Consider the following 16,555-nt stretch of genomic DNA (forward strand, 5'->3'; position numbering starts at 1 on the left):
TTCAAACGGTCTGGATCAGTTGCTCAAGCTTCACCGCGTCGGCGGCGAAGGCGCGGATGCCCTCGGCCAGTTTTTCGGTGGCCATGGCGTCCTCGTTGAGCGCGTAGCGGAAACCCGCTTCGTCGTACAACACGGGCGACAAATCCAGCGCGCGCGCGGCGGCCGGATCCAGGTGGCGGGTCACCGGGGCCTCGCTGGCGGCCAGTTGGGCCAGCAGCTCAGGCGCGATGGTCAGCAGGTCACAGCCAGCCAACGCGGTGATCTGCCCGACGTTGCGAAAGCTTGCCCCCATGATCTCGGTATGGATGCCGAAGCGCTTGTAGTGCTCGAAGATGCGACGCACCGAGCGCACGCCGGGGTCGTTGGCCCCCGCGTTCGCGGCCTCGTCCCAGGCAGCGCCCGCGTTTTTCTTGTACCAGTCGTAGATGCGCCCGACAAAGGGCGAGATCAGCCGCACGCCGGCCTGGCCACAGGCCACGGCCTGGGCAAAGGAAAACAGCAAAGTCAAATTGGTGTGGACACCCTCGCGCTCCAGCGCTGCTGCGGCCTGGATGCCCTCCCAGGTGGCCGCGACCTTGATGAGCACCCGGCGCGTGTCCACGCCCTCGGCACGGTAGAGCGCGAGGATGCGCTTCGCCCGCGCCACGGTGGCCGCCACGTCGAAGCTGAGGCGGGCGTCCACCTCGGTCGACACCCGACCCGGAATCAGGGCCAGGATCTCGCGGCCGAAGCGCACGAGCAGGCGATCGACGATCTCGTCCATCGGCAGGCCCGGATGCCGCGTCACGGTGTCCTTGAGCAGCGGCGCGTAATCCGGCTTCTGCACCGCCTTGAGGATGAGGGAGGGATTGGTGGTCGCGTCCTGGGGCGCGTAAGCGGCGAGCTGCCGGAAGTCTCCGGTGTCGGCCACCACCACGGTGTACTGTCGCAGGGCTTCAAGTTGGTTCATGGCGGGGCTCATTATGGCCTCGGCGCGTGACCCTTGGGCCGGGGCCTGTTTGCGGCGCGCGTCCGCCCCATGAAAACGGGCGCCCGATGAGCCATCGGGCGCCCGCGTGCGGGACGGCATTCAGACCGTCACGTCATCCGACCTTCACGCCGTCTTCAGCGTCGGCGCACTGGTGGGCACGGCGCCGCCGCTCTGCTGCACCACCTCGGCCACCATGTCGGCTGTCACGGCGCAGAGCGTCCAGCCCAGGTGGCCGTGGCCCGTGTTGTAGAACACATTGGCGCGCCGCCCGCGGCCCACGCGGGGCATCATGTCCGGCATCATGGGACGCAGGCCGGCCCAGGGCGTGACCTGACGCGTGCTCACGCCGGGGAAGCATTGGTTCACCCAGTCCACCAGCGGGCGGATGCGGTCAGCGCGGATGTCCTTGTTGTAGCCGTTGTACTCGGCCGTGCCCGCCACGCGCAGGCGGTCGGCGCCCAGGCGGCTGGTGACGAGCTTGGCGGCGTCGTCCAGCAGGCTGACATTGGGCGCGGCGGCCTGGCTCGTGGCGTCCTGCAGGTTCACGGTGATGGAGTAGCCCTTGACCGGGTAGATGTTCACGCGGTCGCCCAGTTGGGAGGCGAAGGCACGGCTCTTGACGCCCGCGCAGACCACCAGACCGTCGAAGCCCAGCGTCTCTTCACCCTCGCCCGAACGCACCGTCACGCGTGCACGCTGGCCGTCGCTGTCCAGGCGCAGCACTTCCTGTCCGTAGAGGGTCTTCACGCCGCGACGCTCGGCGGCGATGGCCAGACCGTTGGTGAACTTGTGGATGTCGCCCGTCGAATCGCTCTCGGTGTAATAGCCCCCGTGGTAGTCACCCGCGAGCGTGGGTTCGATGGCGCGCATTTCCTCGGGCGTCACCGCGCGGCGCTCCAGGCCGCCAGCGGCCAGCAGCTTGGATACCTTGGCCGCGTTGTCGAATTCCTGCTTGCTGCGGTAGATGTGCAGGATGCCTTGCTTCTTCAGGTCAAAGTCCAGCCCTTCTGCCTCTGCCCAGGCGAACATGTGCTGGCGCGCGGCGATGGCCAGGCGCGTGGTTTCGATGGTGTTCTGCTTGTACTTGCCCAGGTTGAAGAGGAACTCGGCGAACCAGCTGAACTTGTGCCAGCTCGGCTTGGGGTTGACCAGCAGGGGGGCGTCGCTCTTGAGCATCCACTTCAGGCCCTTGATGATGGTCGAGGGATGGTTCCAGACCTCGGCGTTGGAAGCCGAAAGCTGGCCGCCGTTGGCGTAGGACGTTTCCATGGCCGCGTAGCGGTTTTGTTCGAACAGGGTGACGGAGTAGCCACGCAGCGACAGGGCGTAGGCTGTGGTGACGCCGGTGATGCCGGCGCCGATGACGGCGATGGTTTTCATGGAAAGCACTCCAAACGTCGTTGAGGAAGGCGCCAACACATGCCATGCAAGCAATGCATGTGCCATGCGCGCCCCCTCTGTTTGGAACCTGAGAGATTCACGCCGTCATCCGTTGAAGAACGATGAGGCGCTTGCTCCTGCGGTGCACCGCGTTGACGAAACGCAGTGGCTCTTCAGAGTGTGAATAGATCTTGACCGGTCCTTTTGCCTGAGAGTTTCCGGGGCGGTTGCTCCTTCGGCGCCGTCGCGCGGTGGCGGCGGTCTCTCCCGATCAAGGGGTGCCACGGATGTGGCTGGACCGGATTCTACCGTGACCACGCCGGATCGGCCAGCGGCACAGGTGTGGCTTCGGTCACAAATGCTCACGATTCGCCGCGCGCGGTGGCGGCACCGCGATGCGCCACTTAATTTGCGCTTAAGGCTCGGCGCCCAAGATCACGCCATCCCAACCACGCCCCTCGCGCAAAGGATTGCACATGCTGGCCCAGGTATCCCACCATCCTTCCAACGGTCTCTCGGTCGCCGCACTGCCCCCGGGCCGGCGGCACCTCGCTGTCCACGCCGTGGACGATGAAGAGCGCGTTCAGGTCGAACGCTTCATCCACGATGTCTATCTGGAACGTTACGGCGCCCGTGTCCGCCATTTCGCGCCCATGCTGGTCAGCCTGCGCGACGAGGCTGGCGACATCAGCGCCGCCGCCGGCTACCGCGTCGCGGACGGCGGCCCGCTGTTCCTGGAGCGTTACCTGTCCGACCCCGTCGAAGCCCTGCTCGGGCGCGACAGCCCCGCGGGCGTCTCGCGCGCGCGCATCGTCGAGGTAGGCCACCTCTCGGCCGTACAGCCCGGCGCGGGCAAGCGTCTGATCCACCTCATGGGGCCACACCTGGCCAGCCTGGACCTGGAATGGGTGGTCAGCACCCTGACGCAGGAACTGCAGCACCTCTTCGTGCGCCTGGGCATCACGCCGCTGGCGCTGGGCATGGCCGACCCCGCCCAACTCGGCGCCGACGCGGCGGACTGGGGCAGCTACTACGACCACCGTCCGGTGGTCGTGGCCGGCCGCCTCGACCTGGGCCTGCGCGCGCTCGCCCGGCGCTGGAGCCTGTCATGAACCACGTCGTCCTTCATGACGGCCAGCGTGACTGGACCGCCACCGAGCTGAGCACAGCCGTGCGTGCGACGCAGCAGGCACTGCATCAGGCAGGCACCCGGGTGCTGGCCACGCTGCTGGACAACGGCGCTGCCATCACGGTGCTGGACGAAGCCGCCGCAGGCGCCGGCATCGTGCACGTGCCGCTGCCGCCTTTCTTCACGCCCGACCAGATCCGGCACGCGCTGCAGACCGCCGGCGTGGACACCCTGGTGGCCGCTCCAGCCGCGGCCACCGCCTGGAAGATCCTGCCCTGGCAGGCCCTCGAGGTCGCCGGCCAAGCACTGAGTCTGGCGCGCCTGCCCGCGCAGGGCCTGACCAAACCCGCTGGCACGGCCAAGATCACCTACACCTCGGGCAGCACCGGCGCGCCCAAGGGCGTCTGCCTGCGCCAGGCCGCCATGGAACGCGTGGCCGATGGCGTGGTGCAAGCCCTGGGGCCGCTGGGCATCACCCGCCACCTGAGTGTGCTGCCCTTCGCCGTGCTGCTGGAAAACGTGGCCGGTCAGATGGCCGCGCGCCGCCAGGGCGCGCTGCTGATCACGCCGCCCCTGGCAGAGCTGGGTTGGCAGGGCTCCTCGCAGTTCGACGTGGAAACCTTCCACGCGGCGGTGCTGCGTCATGCGCCCGACAGCATGATCCTGCTGCCGCAGATGCTGCGTGCCTGGGTCGGCCTGCTGCGCCAGACCAGCCAGCGCGCGCCGGCGGGCCTGAAGTTCGTCGCCGTCGGTGGTGCCGCCGTGGGCGCGCCGCTGATCGCCGCCGCCCAGACCCTGGGCATTCCCGCCTACGAGGGCTACGGCCTGTCCGAGGGCGCTTCGGTGCAGACGCTGAACCTGCCCGGGGCCCAGCGCTTGGGCAGTGTGGGCCGGCCGCTGCCCCATGCGCGCCTGCGCGTGGCCGCCGACGGTGAAATCGAAGTCGCGGGCAGCCTGTTCGCGGGCTACCTGGGCGACGCCCAGCCGGCGCCCGACTGGTGGCCCAGCGGCGACCTGGGCCACATCGATGCCGAGGGCCATGTGCACATCCAAGGCCGCAAGAAGAACCTGCTGATCAGCGCCTACGGCCGCAACATTTCGCCCGAGTGGGTGGAAACAGCGCTCGGCAGCCAGCCGGCCATCCGCCAGGCCGTGGTCTACGGCGACGGTGAACCCAGCCTGTGGGCCGTGCTCTGGCCCCTGCAGGACCAACTGCCCGACGCCGCACTACAAGCTGCGGTCGATGCCGCCAACACCACCCTGCCCGACTACGCGCGGGTGGCGCGCTGGGCCCGGGGCCGCGCCGCCTTCAGCGCGCAGACCGGTTACGCCACCGCCAACGGCCGCCCGCAACGCGCCGCCATCCTGAACGCGCATGGCGACATGCGCGCCCTCCTTCCCGAAACCCTGAACTCCTGAGGACCTCCACCATGAACTTTCACAACCGTCTCCTGAACGACACCACACAAGCCCGCCTGGGTCTGCTGTCCGCGCCCATCATCCAGGGCGTGCTGCTGCGCGGGGAAGTCTCCCTGCCCAGCTACATCGCCTTCCTGACCGAGGCCTACCACCACGTCAAGCACACCGTGCCGCTGCTGCGCGCGGCCAAGGCCGCGCTGCCCGCGCACCATGCCTGGCTGAACGACGCGATGGACGAATACGTCGAGGAGGAAATCGGCCACGACGAATGGATCCTCAACGACATCCGCGCCTGTGGCGGCGACGCCGAGGCCGTGCGCCATGGCCAGCCCTCGCACGCCACCGAAGTCATGGTGGCCTACGCCTACGACACCATCGCGCGCGGCAACCCGCTGGGCTTCTTCGGCATGGTCCATGTGCTGGAAGGCACCAGCGTGGCCCTGGCGCTGCAGGCGGCCGATGCCATCCAGAAACCGCTGGGCCTGCCCGACAGCGCCTTCAGCTACCTGCGTTCGCACGGCACGTTGGATCAGGAACACACAGCGCATTTCGCGCTGCTGATGGACCAGATCGAAGACCCGGCCGACCAGGCCGACATCGTGCACGCGGCACGCGCCTTCTTCCGTCTCTACGGCGACGTGTTCCGCGGACTGCCCTTGCCGCAGTTGACTGCCGCAGCGACGGCACACGCCAAGGCCGCGCCGCAAGCGCAAGGAGTACCCGCATGAAACTGCAAAACGCACGTGTACTGTTGACCGGCGCCAGTGGCGGCATAGGCGCCGCCATGGACCAGGCCCTGCGCCAAGCCGGCGCTCAGGTTCTGGGCGTGAGCCGCGCGCAGCAGACCAGCGCTTCGGGTCGGCATTGGGTCCGGGCCGACCTGAACGATCCCCGGGACATCGCGCACGTCGCCGAGAGTTGCGCCATGCTCGACATCAACGTGGTCGTGCACGCGGCCGGCGAGGCGGGCTTCGGCACGCTGCACAACTTGGACGCCGCGCAAATGCAGCAGGTGCTGCAGACCAATTTGCTGGCGCCCATGCTGCTCACGCAGGCCCTGCTGCCACACATGCAGCGCCAGTCCCAGGCACAGATCGTCTTCGTCGGTTCAGCCCTGGGCGCGATCGGCCTGCCTGGGTTCAGCCTCTACGGCGCGAGCAAGGCCGGCGTGCACCGTTTCGCCGAAGCCCTGCGCCGTGAACTGTCGGACACCCCGATCCTGGTCCAGTTGCTCGCCCCGCGCAGCACGCGCACTGCTTTCAACACGGGTGAGGCCGAGGCCTACAACCGCGCCACCGGCACCGCCAGCGACAGCCCCGAGACCGTGGCGCAAGCCCTGGTCAACCTGATTCGGGACGAAGCCGCCGAACGCTACATCGGCTGGCCCGAACGCTTGGCCGCGCGCCTGAACGGCGCCGTCGGCCCCCTGCTCGACGGCAGCTTCGACAAACACCGCCGCCATCTCAACCAAACCCAAGCTCAAACCATCCAAGGAGCCACTTCGTGAACACCGCACCGCACACGAGCCATGTCGCCCGTCCCACCACCGCCATCCGCCACGCGCTCATCTCGGTCTTCTTTCCCCTGCTCGCGGCCTTCGCGCTGTTCCTGAGCAACGCCCATGCCGCACCGGTGGACGATGCCGTCGCCAACCTGCAGCGGGATTGGGAGGCGATCCGATACCAGACCCCGGCTTCGGAACGCGCCCAGCATTTCGAAACCCTGGCCCGCAAAGCCCATCAGGTCAGCGCGAGCTATCCGGGTCGCAGCGAACCGCTGATCTGGGAAGGCATCATCGTGAGTTCCCTGGCGGGTGAAAAAGGCGGTCTGGGCGCGCTGGGCCTGGTCAAGCAGGCCAAGGCCCTGTACGAACAGGCCATCGCCATCGATGGCAGCGCGCTCGATGGCTCGGCCTACGGCAGCCTGGGCGTGCTGTACTACAAGGTACCGGGCTGGCCGCTGGGTTTTGGCGACAAGGACAAGGCCGAAACCTTGCTGAAGAAAGCGCTGGAGATCAGCCCCATGGCCATCGACCCCAATTTCTTCTACGGCGAATTCCTGATCGAGAACAAGCGCAAGGCCGAAGGCATCGGCTACCTGGAGCGCGCGCTGCAAGCCCCCCCGCGCCCGGGCCGCCATATCGCCGACACAGGCCGACGCGAGGAAATCCGCGCCCTGCTGGGCAAGGCCAGGGCCGACTGACCGGCACCGCCCTGTCGGGCGTCAGGCCCGCGCCAGCACGACCTCCACGCCCGTGCCATCGGCGCGGGCGCCGTAACTCAGGCTGAGGCCATGCAGCTCGGCAATCCGTCGGGCGATCGACACCCCCAAGCCGCTGCCACTCTCGGCCTGTCCCTCTGGGCGATGGAAACGTTCACCCAGGCGCTCAAGCAGCTCGGCCGACAACGCCGGCCCCGCGTTGTCCACCCGCAGCCGGTCCACCTCGAAACCCAGGCTGACCGTGCTGCCCTCGGGCGCGTAGCGGGTGGCGTTGTCCAGCAGGTTGCGCAGCAGCACGACGATGAGGTTGGGATCACCCAGCCACTGCGGCGGCCCCTGCGGCGGTTCGGGCCACAGGCAATCCAGCTGAATTTGCCGGCGCTCGGCCAGGGGCAGCACATCGCTCATGGCCTGGCGTGCAATCTCCGGCCAATCCAGTTCGCCCGTTTGCGGCAAGCCCTGGGCGGCTTCCAATCTGGAGAGGCGCAACAACTGGTCCACCAGGCGGGCCATGCGCTCGATGCCGGCGCGCAAGGCCTGCATGGCCTGGTCGCGCTCGGCGTCCGCGCGCGCGCCATGCAAGCGATCCCACTGAGCGCTGAGCACGGCCAGTGGCGTGCGCAGCTCGTGCGCAGCGTCGGCCGTGAAGCGGCGCTCGCGCGCCAAGGTCGCGGCGATGCGGTCGAACAGACCGTTCATGGCTTCCAGCAGGGGGCGCAATTCCACGGGCGCTTCGCGCGCGGGCAAAGGCTGCAGTTCGTCGGCACCGCGTCGTCCCAGCTCATCGCTCAGGGCGCGCATGGGCGCCAGTGCCTGGCGCACAGCCCAGCCCATGGCGATCAGCAAGATGGGCAGCATCAGCAACCAGGGCAGCAGTTGGCTACCGATGAGGCCGTACACCAGTTCGTCGCGCTCGTAGAGGTTCTGCCCGGCGGCCACCAGCCAGCGTCCATCGGCCGACTGCAGGTAATAGACACGCCAGGACTCCTGCTGGATGTCCAAATCAATGAAGCCCGCGCCGTCCGACCGCAGCGGCAGTTGCGCGCCCTCGCGATCAGCCAGCACCACCTGGCCATCACGGTCCCAGACCACGATGGCCAGGGAATCCAAATCGGCCTGCCCATCCACCATCGGGGCCGGCATCTCGGACTCCGCCCGCGTGTCCGCGCCGGCGCCAACGCGCGTCAGGGTCAGTTGCACCTGACGCGTGAGGCGGATCATCTCGGTATCGAACAGTTCGTTGACCTCGGTGCGGGCCTGAAAAAATGAACCAGCCAGGGCCAGCAGCCAGACCACGGGCGCGCAGATCAGCAGGTAGAGCAGCAGGCGACGGCGCAGGCTCATGCTTGGTCCTCCGCGGCGCCCAGTGCGTAGCCCAGGCCGCGGATGGTGCGCACCAGGCCGGGCGCGATCTTGCGGCGCAGGTGGTGGATGTGCACCTCCAGCGCATTGCTCTCGGGTTCGCCGCCGCCCCAGTCGTAGAGTTGCTCCAGCAGTTGGTTCTTGGACAGCACACGCTGGGGGTTCTTGAGCAGAACCTCCAGCAAGGCGGTTTCACGCCCCGTCAGCTCCACCGGCTTGTCCTTCCAGCGCACCTGCTTGCTCGCCGGGTCGTAACGCAAGTCACCATGCACCCATTCGGCCTGGGTCGCGCGGCCCGTGGCACGGCGCAGCATGGCACGCAGGCGCGCGGCCAGTTCATCGAGCGCGATGGGCTTGATCAGGTAATCATCGGCACCCAGGTCCAGCCCCTCGATGCGTTGCTCCAGCGTATCGCGCGCGGTCAGCACCAGCACGGGCAGGGCCAGACCACCCTGGCGCCAGCGCCGCAGCCAGACCAGGCCGTCGGTGCCGGGCAGGCCCAGATCGAGCACCAGCGCGTCGTAGGGCGTGCCGCGCAGGGCCGCGTCGGCCGGCGGACCGGAGGTGAACCAGTCCACCACATGGCCCTGCTGGCGCAGGCCACCGCTGAGCGCTTCGCCCAGTTGCGGATCGTCTTCGAGGATGAGCAGGCGCACGATCAGGCCTCAGTGCTATTTCAGGCCGGCGTCGCACCGGCACGAGGCTGGGATTGCAGGCGCCGCAGATCGGCCACCACCTCGGCCGAATGCTTGTCGGCATCCACCGCGCGGTAGATACGGGCGATGCGCCCCTGGAGGTCGATGATGAAGGTCTGGCGCTTGGCCATCTTCACGACCATCCAGTCGGACAGCGCGCCATATCGCGCTGCCACCTCGCCCCGTGCGTCCGCGAGCAGCGGGAAGGGCAGCTTGTACTTCTGGGCAAAGGCGGCGTGCGAAGCACTGGTGTCCACGCTCACGCCCACCACCTCGGCGCCCAGCTCTTGCAATTGCAGCCAGTCGTCGCGGAAGTTGCAGGCCTCGGTGGTGCAGCCCGGGGTGTCGTTCTTGGGATAGAAATACAGCACCAGCCATTTACCGCGCCATTCGGCCAGGCGGCGCGTGCGCCCGTCCTGATCCGGCAGGGAAAAATCCGGGGCGGGCTGACCGGCGGCCAGGGTGTCGGTGGCTCGCGCGGAACCTGCCAGCAGCAGGGCCGGTCCTGCGAAACAGAGGGTGCGGCGCAGTCGTGAGATCATGGGTTCACTCCTTCGGTCGGGGCGGGCGGCCCCGGACGCCGCGGTGCGCGAAAGCGGACCGGACTGGCGTGGTCTGCTTTATACCGGACCCGCCATGTGAACTCAGACGGGCGCCAGCACCGACACGCCGCCCATGTAGGGGCGGAGTGCAGACGGCACCTCAACGGTGCCGTCTGCACGTTGATAATTTTCCAACACCGCAACAAGCGCGCGCCCCACCGCGAGGCCGGAGCCGTTGAGGGTGTGCAGCAGCTCGTTCTTGCCCTGGGCGTTCTTGAAACGCGCCTGCAGGCGGCGGGCCTGGAAGGCTTCGCAGTTGGAGACCGAGCTGATTTCGCGGTAGGTGTTCTGCGCGGGCAGCCAGACCTCCAGGTCGTAGGTCTTGGCGGCGCCGAAACCCATGTCGCCCGTGCACAGGCTCATCACGCGGTAGGGCAGGCCCAGCTTCTGCAAAATGGCCTCGGCGTGGCGAGTCATTTCTTCTAGCGCCTCGTAGCTCTTCTCGGGGTGGACGATCTGGACCATTTCGACCTTGTCGAACTGGTGCTGGCGAATCATGCCGCGGGTGTCGCGACCGTAGGAGCCGGCTTCGGAACGGAAGCAGGGCGTGTGCGCGGTGAACTTGAGGGGCAGGTCACCCTCGGCGACGATCTCGTCGCGCACGAAATTGGTCAGCGTGACTTCGCTGGTGGGGATGAGGTAGAGCGGCACGTTCTCGGTCTCACCCTCCTGACCGCCTTTTTTGGCGGCGAACAGGTCTTCCTCGAACTTGGGCAACTGGCCCGTGCCACGCAGCGTGTCCCCGTTGACGATGTAGGGTGTGTAGCACTCGGTGTAGCCATGCTCGCGCGTCTGCACGTCCAACATGAACTGGGCGAGCGCGCGGTGCAGGCGGGCAATCTGGCCTTTCATGACCGTGAAGCGCGCGCCGGTGAGCTTGGCGCCGGTGTCGAAGTCCAGACCCAGGGGCTCGCCCAGATCCACGTGATCCTTGACCGTGAAACCGTATTGCTTGGGCTCACCCCATTTGCGCACGACCACGTTGCCGTGCTCGTCGGAACCCACGGGCACGCTCTCGTGCGGCAGGTTGGGCACGGCCAGCAGCAGGGTCTGCATCTGTTCCTGGATCTGCTCCAGGCGCGCGGCGGAGCTGTCCAGTTCGCCCTTGAGCGCGTTGACCTCGGCCTTGGCGGCTTCGGCCTCATCCTTCTTGCCTTGGCCCATGAGGGCGCCAATCTGCTTGCTCAGGCTGTTGCGCTTGCCCTGCAGTTCCTCGGTGCGGGTCTGCAAGGTCTTGCGCTCGGCTTCGAGGGCGCGGAACTGGGCGGCGTCGAGGTAGGGCTGCGGCTTCTTGCGGGTTTCCAGACGGGCCAGCACGCCGTCGAGGTCTTTGCGGAGCAGGTTGAGGTCTAGCATGATGGGGGTGGATTGTAGGGGGCTGCTGCCTCTTGATGACCTGCGGCTGTGTCTGTGGCGGGTCGCAGGCGCGCGGGCAGGGGGCGAACCCGCCGATTTCGATTTTGCGTTCAGCAAAATCACATGAGGCGTGGTCGCCCCCTGCCCGCACGCCTGCTCGATCAGCATGGTTGGCACGCGACGAGTGATATGCCAACACGGGTGACCCAGCGCCTTGGGCCTGGGGGCCGGGACGCGATTTCGGGGGTGGGTGGCATCGCCAGGGGCGTGAACGCCGCCGCGCCGCACATGAAATGAGCGGCGCATCGTCATCTGTTTTCCGGCATCGTGTTTGAGCGGAGCGCCAAAGGCGCGCAGCGAGTTATGCCGGACAGGCGTTCAGGCCCCTGGCGATGCGAAGTCGGCGCAGCCGACCGCCCCCGCATGAGCGCCCCGGCCCCCAGGCCCAAGGCGCGCCGCCACCAAGGACACAAAGCCACGCGGAAAACTCAGACTTTCAAACCCTTGGGCAGCGGAAACTTCACCGTCTCCTCCACCCCATCCATCTTGCGCACCGCCACCGCACCCAGGGCCTTGATGCGCTCGATCACCTGCTGCACCAGGATTTCCGGCGCGGACGCACCCGCCGTCAGGCCGACACGGCCCTTGCCCTCGAACCAGTCAGCCTGCAACTCGTCCGCGTTGTCCACCATGTAAGCGGCCACGCCGCGCTTGTGCGCCACCTCGCGCAAACGGTTGCTGTTGGAACTGGTCGGGCTGCCCACCACCACCAGCACGTCCACCTGACTGCTCAGGACCTTCACCGCGTCCTGCCGGTTCTGCGTGGCGTAGCAGATGTCCTGCTGCTTGGGCTCGCGCACCTGCGGGAAGCGCGCCTTCACCGCCGCGAGGATGCCGGCCGCATCGTCCACCGACAACGTGGTCTGCGTCACCACCGCGAGCTTCTCGCTCTGCGCGGGCTGCACGCGTGCCACGTCCGCCTCGTCCTCGACCAGATGGATGCCGCTGTCGAGCTGGCCCATCGTGCCCTCGACCTCGGGGTGCCCCTTGTGGCCAATCATGATGAACTCGTAACCTTCCTTGTGCAGCTTGGCCACCTCCACATGCACCTTGGTCACCAGCGGGCAGGTCGCGTCGAAAATCTGGAAACCCCGCCGCTCGGCTTCGCGGTGCACGGCCCGGCTCACGCCGTGGGCGGAAAACACCAGGGTCGCGCCCGGCGGCACATCGTCAAGCTCCTCGATGAAGATGGCGCCCTTGGCCTTGAGGTCGTTCACCACATAGGTGTTGTGCACGATCTCATGCCGCACGTAGATCGGCCTGCCGAACTTGGCCAGTGCGCGCTCCACGATTTCGATGGCCCGGTCCACGCCCGCGCAAAAACCACGGGGTTCTGCCAAAAGGATTTCTGCGCTTGCGTCCATGAAGCCTCCCACGTTCACCGCTCCCATCACAACACGCCAATCAGTTGCACTTCGAACGTCACCGGCTGGCCGGCCAACGGATGGTTGAAGTCGAACAGCACGGCCTGCTCACCGGTCTGCACCACCACGCCGCCGAACTGCCCCTGCCGATCGGGCGTGGGGAACTGCACCACATCGCCCACGCGGTACTCCTCGTTCGGATCACCCAGCTCGCGCAGCTCCTTGCGTGACAGCCATTGCTGCATGTCTGGGTTCTTCTCGCCGTACACACCCGCCGGCAGGTCCAGCGTGGTGTGCACGCCCTCTTCCAAGCCAATCAATGCGGTTTCGATGCCCGGCGCGAGTTCGCCCGAACCGATGGTCAGCGTAGCGGGTTTGCCACCGAAGGTGTTGACCACATCACCGGCCGGGCCAGCCAGGCGGTAATGCAGGGTCAAAAAGGAGCCGGGGACTACCCGCGCGGGCGTGGCGCTCATGAAAAAACCTGCCGGTTGAAAAGTGGAAGACTGAAACGGCGCAGACAGCAAAAGTCCAGACCCTGGCCGCGCGTAGCCCGCCATTGTAGAAAGCAGGCGCCTCCCCAGCCACGCCGCCCCGAAATACCCGCCCCATGGTCAAAGACTTGCCAACCGAAGCGCGCCCGCGCGAAAAACTCCTGGCCCGGGGACCGGGCGCGCTGTCCGACACTGAGCTGCTGGCCCTGCTGCTGCGCACCGGCGTTGCTGGCAAGGGCGTGCTGCAGCTCGCGCAGGAGTTGCTGGACGGCTTCGAAGGCATCGCCGGCCTGCTGCAAAGCGGCCAGGATGAGCTGAAACGCATCAAAGGCCTGGGTCCAGCCAAACGCGCCGAGTTGCAGGCGGTGCTGGAGCTGGCCCGCCGCGCGCTGTCCCAGCAACTGCGTGCGCGCTCCGCGCTCGACACGCCCGAGGCGGTCAAGCATTACCTGCAACTGCACCTGGCGGCCAAGCCCCACGAGTGCTTTGCAGTGCTCTTCCTGGACAGCCAGCACCGCCTGCTGGCACTGGAAGAACTGTTTCGTGGCACGCTGGCGCAGACCAGTGTCTACCCGCGCGAGGTAGTGCTGCGCGCCCTGCACCACCACGCCGCCGCGGTCGTGTTGGCGCACAACCATCCCAGCGGCAGCGTTTTGCCCTCGCGCGCCGACGAGCTGCTGACGCGCAACCTGCAAAACGCCCTGGCCCTGGTGGACGTGCGCGTGCTGGACCATGTGATCGTCGCACCCGGGCAGGCGCTGTCCATGGCGGAACGGGGGTTGTTGTGAAGCCTGGGTTTTCAAGTGCGCGAAAAACGCCGCGAGCACTGGTGTACAACCCGGGACATGAAGGCGAAGTTCAATACCCTGGCTGACCTCAAACAGGTCAAGAAAGCGCTCGAAACGCAGGCCCGGCAAGCGGCCGAGCGCTTGGCCGAGGAGAAAAAGCGCGCCCGCCAAAGCCAGAGCGACGGTGATTTGTTCCGCCGCGCTGCCGGTGCCGTGCAGGCCCTGCCGCCCAAACTCGCCGCCAAGCACGGCAGCGCCCGGCGAGCGGAACTGCAGACCGACAAACCCGCGCCCATTCCGTTCCAGCGTCAACGCGACGAGGCCGCCGTGCTGGGTGAATCCATCAGCGACGAATTCGACGTCTCCACCCTGCTCGACACCGACGAACACCTGAGCTATCGGGCCACCGGCATCGGCCCTGACGTCACCCGCAAGCTGCGCAAGGGCGATTGGGCCATCCAGGCCCAGGTCGACCTGCACGGGCTGCGCACCGACGAAGCGCGCGAACAACTCGCCACCTTCATCCGCGAGGCCCGCAAGCAAGGCCTGCGCTGCGTGCGCGTGGTCCACGGCAAGGGCCTGGGCTCACCCGGCAAGACCCCCGTGCTCAAGGGCCGGGTGCAGGGTTGGCTGGCGCAAAAAAAAGACGTTCTGGCGTTCGTGCAGGCACGGCCGGCTGAAGGTGGTGCCGGGGCGCTGGTGGTGCTGCTGCAGCCCGGCGCTTGAGCACAGGCGGGCTCCCGCTCATCACCTCAGCTCCGACGGGTCAGCGGCCGCCCCTGGGCCGCACGCGCGGCGACAAAGGCGTCAAACGCCTCGCTGCTGGTCTTGGACGGCAGGTAGCCGAACCCGGTCTTGAGCGCGGTGTTGAGCAGCACGGGGCGGTAGCGCAGGAAGTCGAGCTGCTCGGGACCATAACGGCTGATGTGCAGCGCATGCCCCAGGGCCAACGCCCCTTTGAGCACCCAGGCCGGCAACACCAGCAGCGGCTTGCCCAGGCGTCGCGCGATCTCGCGCAGCGGCAACGCGCCATCACCGGCCAAGTTGTAGCAGCCGGCCGTGCGCGTGCGCAGGGCATGCACGATGGCGCCCGTCACGTCGCTGTCCCAGATGAACACGAAGGGGCTCTCGCTGCCGCGGATGGCCAGCAGGCGCGGCTTCTCGAACAGGGCGGTGATCTGGTTGTCCACGGATTCGCCCAGGATGGTGCCGATGCGCAGCACCGTCTGGCGCAGGTCGGGTGCGGCGACGCGGTAGTCGGCCAGCATCTCCTCGACCTGGCGCTTGTGGTCGGCGTAGGCAAAAGCGACATTGCCGCGCAACGCGTCGCTCTCGCGCAGCCAGGGCGGGTTGTCGCGGTGGTAGCCGTAGGCCGCGCCGCTGGAGCTCACCACGATGTGCTGCACGCCCTGGGCCACGCAGGCCTGCAACACGTTGCGGCTGCCCAGCACGTCCACCGAGTATTCGAAGGCGCGGTTGGAGTCCCGCCCTGGCGTGACGATGGACGCCAGGTGCACCACGGTGTCGATGCGGTACTTCGCGAACTGCTCGCCCAGCGCCCGCTCGCGCACGTCCTGCTCGAGATAGACCACGCCAGGCCGGCGCCCCGACTCGGGCACCGGTCGCACATCGGCCGCCACGATGCATTCAAAACGACTCTCGCGCACCAGTTCGGCCAGCAGGCTGCGGCCCAGGAAACCGTCGGCGCCGGTGATGAAGACACGACGCGCACCGGCCGTTGCGCTCATGCCCCAGTCTCCGTCGTATCAGGCGCGCCTTCGGCGGGCTTGCGGCCCCACCAGCTGGCCAGGGCCAGACCAGCGATGATGTCCCAGAAGCCCCAGACACCGGCCACCACGGCCATGCCGCCCAGGCCGCCAAAGAAGCTGAAGATCAGCACCAGGCCCAGGCCCGCGTTGCGGATGCCGACCTCGATGGACACGGCGCGGCGGTCGTAGTCCTGCAGGCCGCTGGCACGCGCGCAAAGGTAGCCCGTGAGGAAGGCCAGTGCGTCGTGCAGCACCACGGCCAGGAGCACCAGGCCCACGTAGTCGAGGAAGTAGCGCCAGTTGCCCGCGACGGCTCCCAGGATGAAGGCGATCAGGCAGAAGAAGCTCAGGAAACGCGCGGGCTTGCGGATGCGCGCGGTCAAGCGCGGCAGCTTCTCGGCGCAGACAATGCCCAGCACGAAGGGAATGCCGATGATGGCCACGATGTGTCCCGCCATCTCCGCCGGGTCCAGCGCGATGCTGCGAAAGAGCGGCGCGGCCGTGGGGTGTAAACCGGCCCAGAAGGCGAAGTTCAGCGGCATGAGCACGATGGACAGGGCGTTGGAGATGGCCGTCATGGAGACGGACAGCGCCACATTGCCGCGCGCCCGGTGCGTGAGGATGTTGCTCACATTGCCCGGCGGGCAACAGGCCACCAGGATCATGCCCAGCGCGATGCTGGGCGAGGCTTGCAGCAGCAGCGTGAGCCCAAAGGTCACGGCCGGCAGCACGAGGAACTGCGCGGCAATGCCCACGCCCATGGCCCAGGGCATGCGCAGCACGCGCCTGAAATCGGCCCCGCGCGTGTCCAACGCGATGCCGAACATCAGGAAACCCAGCACCACGTTGAGGATGACCAACGAGGCAGGGTTGAAGTTGAGGCGGATCTCGTCGACAGGCAGCATGCGTTTCTCCCTTGGCGGTCGATGCGGATGGATGAAGACGTA

The 16,555-nt window shown here is 67.5% G+C and carries 17 protein-coding genes and 1 riboswitch; of the genes, 7 read left to right on the plus strand and 10 right to left on the minus strand.

The genetic code is table 11. The features are described 5' to 3' along the window. Position 1: 1 nt before the first annotated feature. Positions 2 to 949 (minus strand): transaldolase, encoded by a 948-nt coding sequence (gene tal / locus AZ34_RS15265; RefSeq protein ID WP_035609607.1) that lies wholly within the window; start codon positions 947 to 949, stop codon positions 2 to 4. 144 nt (positions 950 to 1,093) lie between these two features. Then, positions 1,094 to 2,350, minus strand: coding sequence for a D-amino acid dehydrogenase (locus tag AZ34_RS15270; RefSeq protein WP_035609610.1), 1,257 nt, complete (start codon positions 2,348 to 2,350; stop codon positions 1,094 to 1,096). Between the two features lie 186 nt (positions 2,351 to 2,536). Beyond that, positions 2,537 to 2,630: riboswitch (glycine riboswitch) on the minus strand. Between the two features lie 196 nt (positions 2,631 to 2,826). Between AZ34_RS15270 and AZ34_RS15275 the strand changes: the two genes are divergently transcribed. Genes AZ34_RS15275 through AZ34_RS15295 form a run of 5 tightly spaced genes read left to right on the plus strand, consistent with a single transcriptional unit; the run spans position 2,827 to position 7,100 of the window. After that, positions 2,827 to 3,462, plus strand: a complete 636-nt coding sequence (locus AZ34_RS15275; protein ID WP_035609613.1) for a thermostable hemolysin — start codon at positions 2,827 to 2,829, stop codon at positions 3,460 to 3,462. Next, complete coding sequence (locus tag AZ34_RS15280; protein WP_035609616.1) at positions 3,459 to 4,898, plus strand: AMP-binding protein; 1,440 nt, start codon at positions 3,459 to 3,461, stop codon at positions 4,896 to 4,898. Before AZ34_RS15275 ends, AZ34_RS15280 begins: the two co-directional genes overlap by 4 nt. Positions 4,899 to 4,909: 11 nt before the next feature. Continuing rightward, complete coding sequence (locus AZ34_RS15285; RefSeq protein WP_035609619.1) at positions 4,910 to 5,626, plus strand: TenA family transcriptional regulator; 717 nt, start codon at positions 4,910 to 4,912, stop codon at positions 5,624 to 5,626. Beyond that, positions 5,623 to 6,405, plus strand: coding sequence for an SDR family oxidoreductase (locus AZ34_RS15290; protein WP_035609622.1), 783 nt, complete (start codon positions 5,623 to 5,625; stop codon positions 6,403 to 6,405). Before AZ34_RS15285 ends, AZ34_RS15290 begins: the two co-directional genes overlap by 4 nt. Then, the gene (locus AZ34_RS15295) at positions 6,402 to 7,100 is read left to right on the plus strand and encodes a hypothetical protein (RefSeq protein ID WP_081767251.1); all 699 of its coding nucleotides are present in this window, start codon (positions 6,402 to 6,404) and stop codon (positions 7,098 to 7,100) included. The genes AZ34_RS15290 and AZ34_RS15295 overlap by 4 nt, the downstream gene beginning before the upstream one ends. A 21-nt stretch (positions 7,101 to 7,121) precedes the next feature. On the opposite strand, the gene AZ34_RS15300 is transcribed toward AZ34_RS15295, so the two are convergent. The 6 genes from AZ34_RS15300 to AZ34_RS15325 all read right to left on the minus strand — a co-directional run bounded on the left by AZ34_RS15300 (position 7,122) and on the right by AZ34_RS15325 (position 13,033). Then, a complete protein-coding gene (locus AZ34_RS15300; protein ID WP_035609625.1) occupies positions 7,122 to 8,462 on the minus strand; it encodes an ATP-binding protein in 1,341 nt (446 codons plus the stop codon). Next, positions 8,459 to 9,136: a response regulator transcription factor gene (locus tag AZ34_RS15305; RefSeq protein WP_035609628.1), complete on the minus strand. Its 678-nt coding sequence runs from the start codon at positions 9,134 to 9,136 to the stop codon at positions 8,459 to 8,461. Before AZ34_RS15305 ends, AZ34_RS15300 begins: the two co-directional genes overlap by 4 nt. A 20-nt stretch (positions 9,137 to 9,156) precedes the next feature. After that, positions 9,157 to 9,717 (minus strand): peroxiredoxin, encoded by a 561-nt coding sequence (locus tag AZ34_RS15310; RefSeq protein WP_051509924.1) that lies wholly within the window; start codon positions 9,715 to 9,717, stop codon positions 9,157 to 9,159. Positions 9,718 to 9,819: 102 nt separating this feature from the next. Next, positions 9,820 to 11,133, minus strand: a complete 1,314-nt coding sequence (gene serS, locus AZ34_RS15315) for a serine--tRNA ligase (protein WP_035609630.1) — start codon at positions 11,131 to 11,133, stop codon at positions 9,820 to 9,822. A 488-nt stretch (positions 11,134 to 11,621) separates the two neighbouring features. Then, a complete protein-coding gene (gene ispH / locus AZ34_RS15320; protein ID WP_035611928.1) occupies positions 11,622 to 12,557 on the minus strand; it encodes a 4-hydroxy-3-methylbut-2-enyl diphosphate reductase in 936 nt (311 codons plus the stop codon). 26 nt (positions 12,558 to 12,583) lie between these two features. Then, positions 12,584 to 13,033 carry an FKBP-type peptidyl-prolyl cis-trans isomerase gene (locus AZ34_RS15325; RefSeq protein WP_035609633.1) on the minus strand — a complete coding sequence of 150 codons (450 nt, stop codon included), beginning with the start codon at positions 13,031 to 13,033 and terminating at the stop codon, positions 12,584 to 12,586. 134 nt (positions 13,034 to 13,167) lie between these two features. Between AZ34_RS15325 and radC the strand changes: the two genes are divergently transcribed. Beyond that, positions 13,168 to 13,839 (plus strand): RadC family protein, encoded by a 672-nt coding sequence (gene radC, locus AZ34_RS15330; protein WP_035609635.1) that lies wholly within the window; start codon positions 13,168 to 13,170, stop codon positions 13,837 to 13,839. Positions 13,840 to 13,896: 57 nt separating this feature from the next. Further along, positions 13,897 to 14,565 carry a Smr/MutS family protein gene (locus tag AZ34_RS15335; protein WP_035609638.1) on the plus strand — a complete coding sequence of 223 codons (669 nt, stop codon included), beginning with the start codon at positions 13,897 to 13,899 and terminating at the stop codon, positions 14,563 to 14,565. 26 nt (positions 14,566 to 14,591) lie between these two features. On the opposite strand, the gene AZ34_RS15340 is transcribed toward AZ34_RS15335, so the two are convergent. Further along, a complete protein-coding gene (locus AZ34_RS15340; protein ID WP_035609641.1) occupies positions 14,592 to 15,587 on the minus strand; it encodes an SDR family oxidoreductase in 996 nt (331 codons plus the stop codon). Continuing rightward, a complete protein-coding gene (locus AZ34_RS15345) occupies positions 15,584 to 16,513 on the minus strand; it encodes a bile acid:sodium symporter family protein (RefSeq protein ID WP_081767252.1) in 930 nt (309 codons plus the stop codon). Before AZ34_RS15345 ends, AZ34_RS15340 begins: the two co-directional genes overlap by 4 nt. Positions 16,514 to 16,555: the final 42 nt, after the last annotated feature.

Source organism: Hylemonella gracilis str. Niagara R (assembly GCF_000600295.1).
GTDB lineage: Bacteria > Pseudomonadota > Gammaproteobacteria > Burkholderiales > Burkholderiaceae_C > Hylemonella > Hylemonella gracilis_A.

Excerpts from the sequence above, each read along its gene's own strand:
- AZ34_RS15325 (WP_035609633.1), bottom strand. The coding sequence starts at position 13,033 with ATGAGCGCCACGCCCGCGCGGGTAGTCCCCGGCTCCTTTTTGACCCTG.
- AZ34_RS15290 (WP_035609622.1), top strand. The coding sequence starts at position 5,623 with ATGAAACTGCAAAACGCACGTGTACTGTTGACCGGCGCCAGTGGCGGC.
- AZ34_RS15310 (WP_051509924.1), bottom strand. The coding sequence starts at position 9,717 with ATGATCTCACGACTGCGCCGCACCCTCTGTTTCGCAGGACCGGCCCTG.
- AZ34_RS15285 (WP_035609619.1), top strand. The coding sequence starts at position 4,910 with ATGAACTTTCACAACCGTCTCCTGAACGACACCACACAAGCCCGCCTG.
- AZ34_RS15335 (WP_035609638.1), top strand. The coding sequence starts at position 13,897 with ATGAAGGCGAAGTTCAATACCCTGGCTGACCTCAAACAGGTCAAGAAA.
- AZ34_RS15340 (WP_035609641.1), bottom strand. The coding sequence starts at position 15,587 with ATGAGCGCAACGGCCGGTGCGCGTCGTGTCTTCATCACCGGCGCCGAC.
- AZ34_RS15270 (WP_035609610.1), bottom strand. The coding sequence starts at position 2,350 with ATGAAAACCATCGCCGTCATCGGCGCCGGCATCACCGGCGTCACCACA.
- serS (WP_035609630.1), bottom strand. The coding sequence starts at position 11,133 with ATGCTAGACCTCAACCTGCTCCGCAAAGACCTCGACGGCGTGCTGGCC.
- AZ34_RS15275 (WP_035609613.1), top strand. The coding sequence starts at position 2,827 with ATGCTGGCCCAGGTATCCCACCATCCTTCCAACGGTCTCTCGGTCGCC.
- AZ34_RS15300 (WP_035609625.1), bottom strand. The coding sequence starts at position 8,462 with ATGAGCCTGCGCCGTCGCCTGCTGCTCTACCTGCTGATCTGCGCGCCC.
- AZ34_RS15345 (WP_081767252.1), bottom strand. The coding sequence starts at position 16,513 with ATGCTGCCTGTCGACGAGATCCGCCTCAACTTCAACCCTGCCTCGTTG.
- AZ34_RS15280 (WP_035609616.1), top strand. The coding sequence starts at position 3,459 with ATGAACCACGTCGTCCTTCATGACGGCCAGCGTGACTGGACCGCCACC.
- ispH (WP_035611928.1), bottom strand. The coding sequence starts at position 12,557 with ATGGACGCAAGCGCAGAAATCCTTTTGGCAGAACCCCGTGGTTTTTGC.
- tal (WP_035609607.1), bottom strand. The coding sequence starts at position 949 with ATGAACCAACTTGAAGCCCTGCGACAGTACACCGTGGTGGTGGCCGAC.
- radC (WP_035609635.1), top strand. The coding sequence starts at position 13,168 with ATGGTCAAAGACTTGCCAACCGAAGCGCGCCCGCGCGAAAAACTCCTG.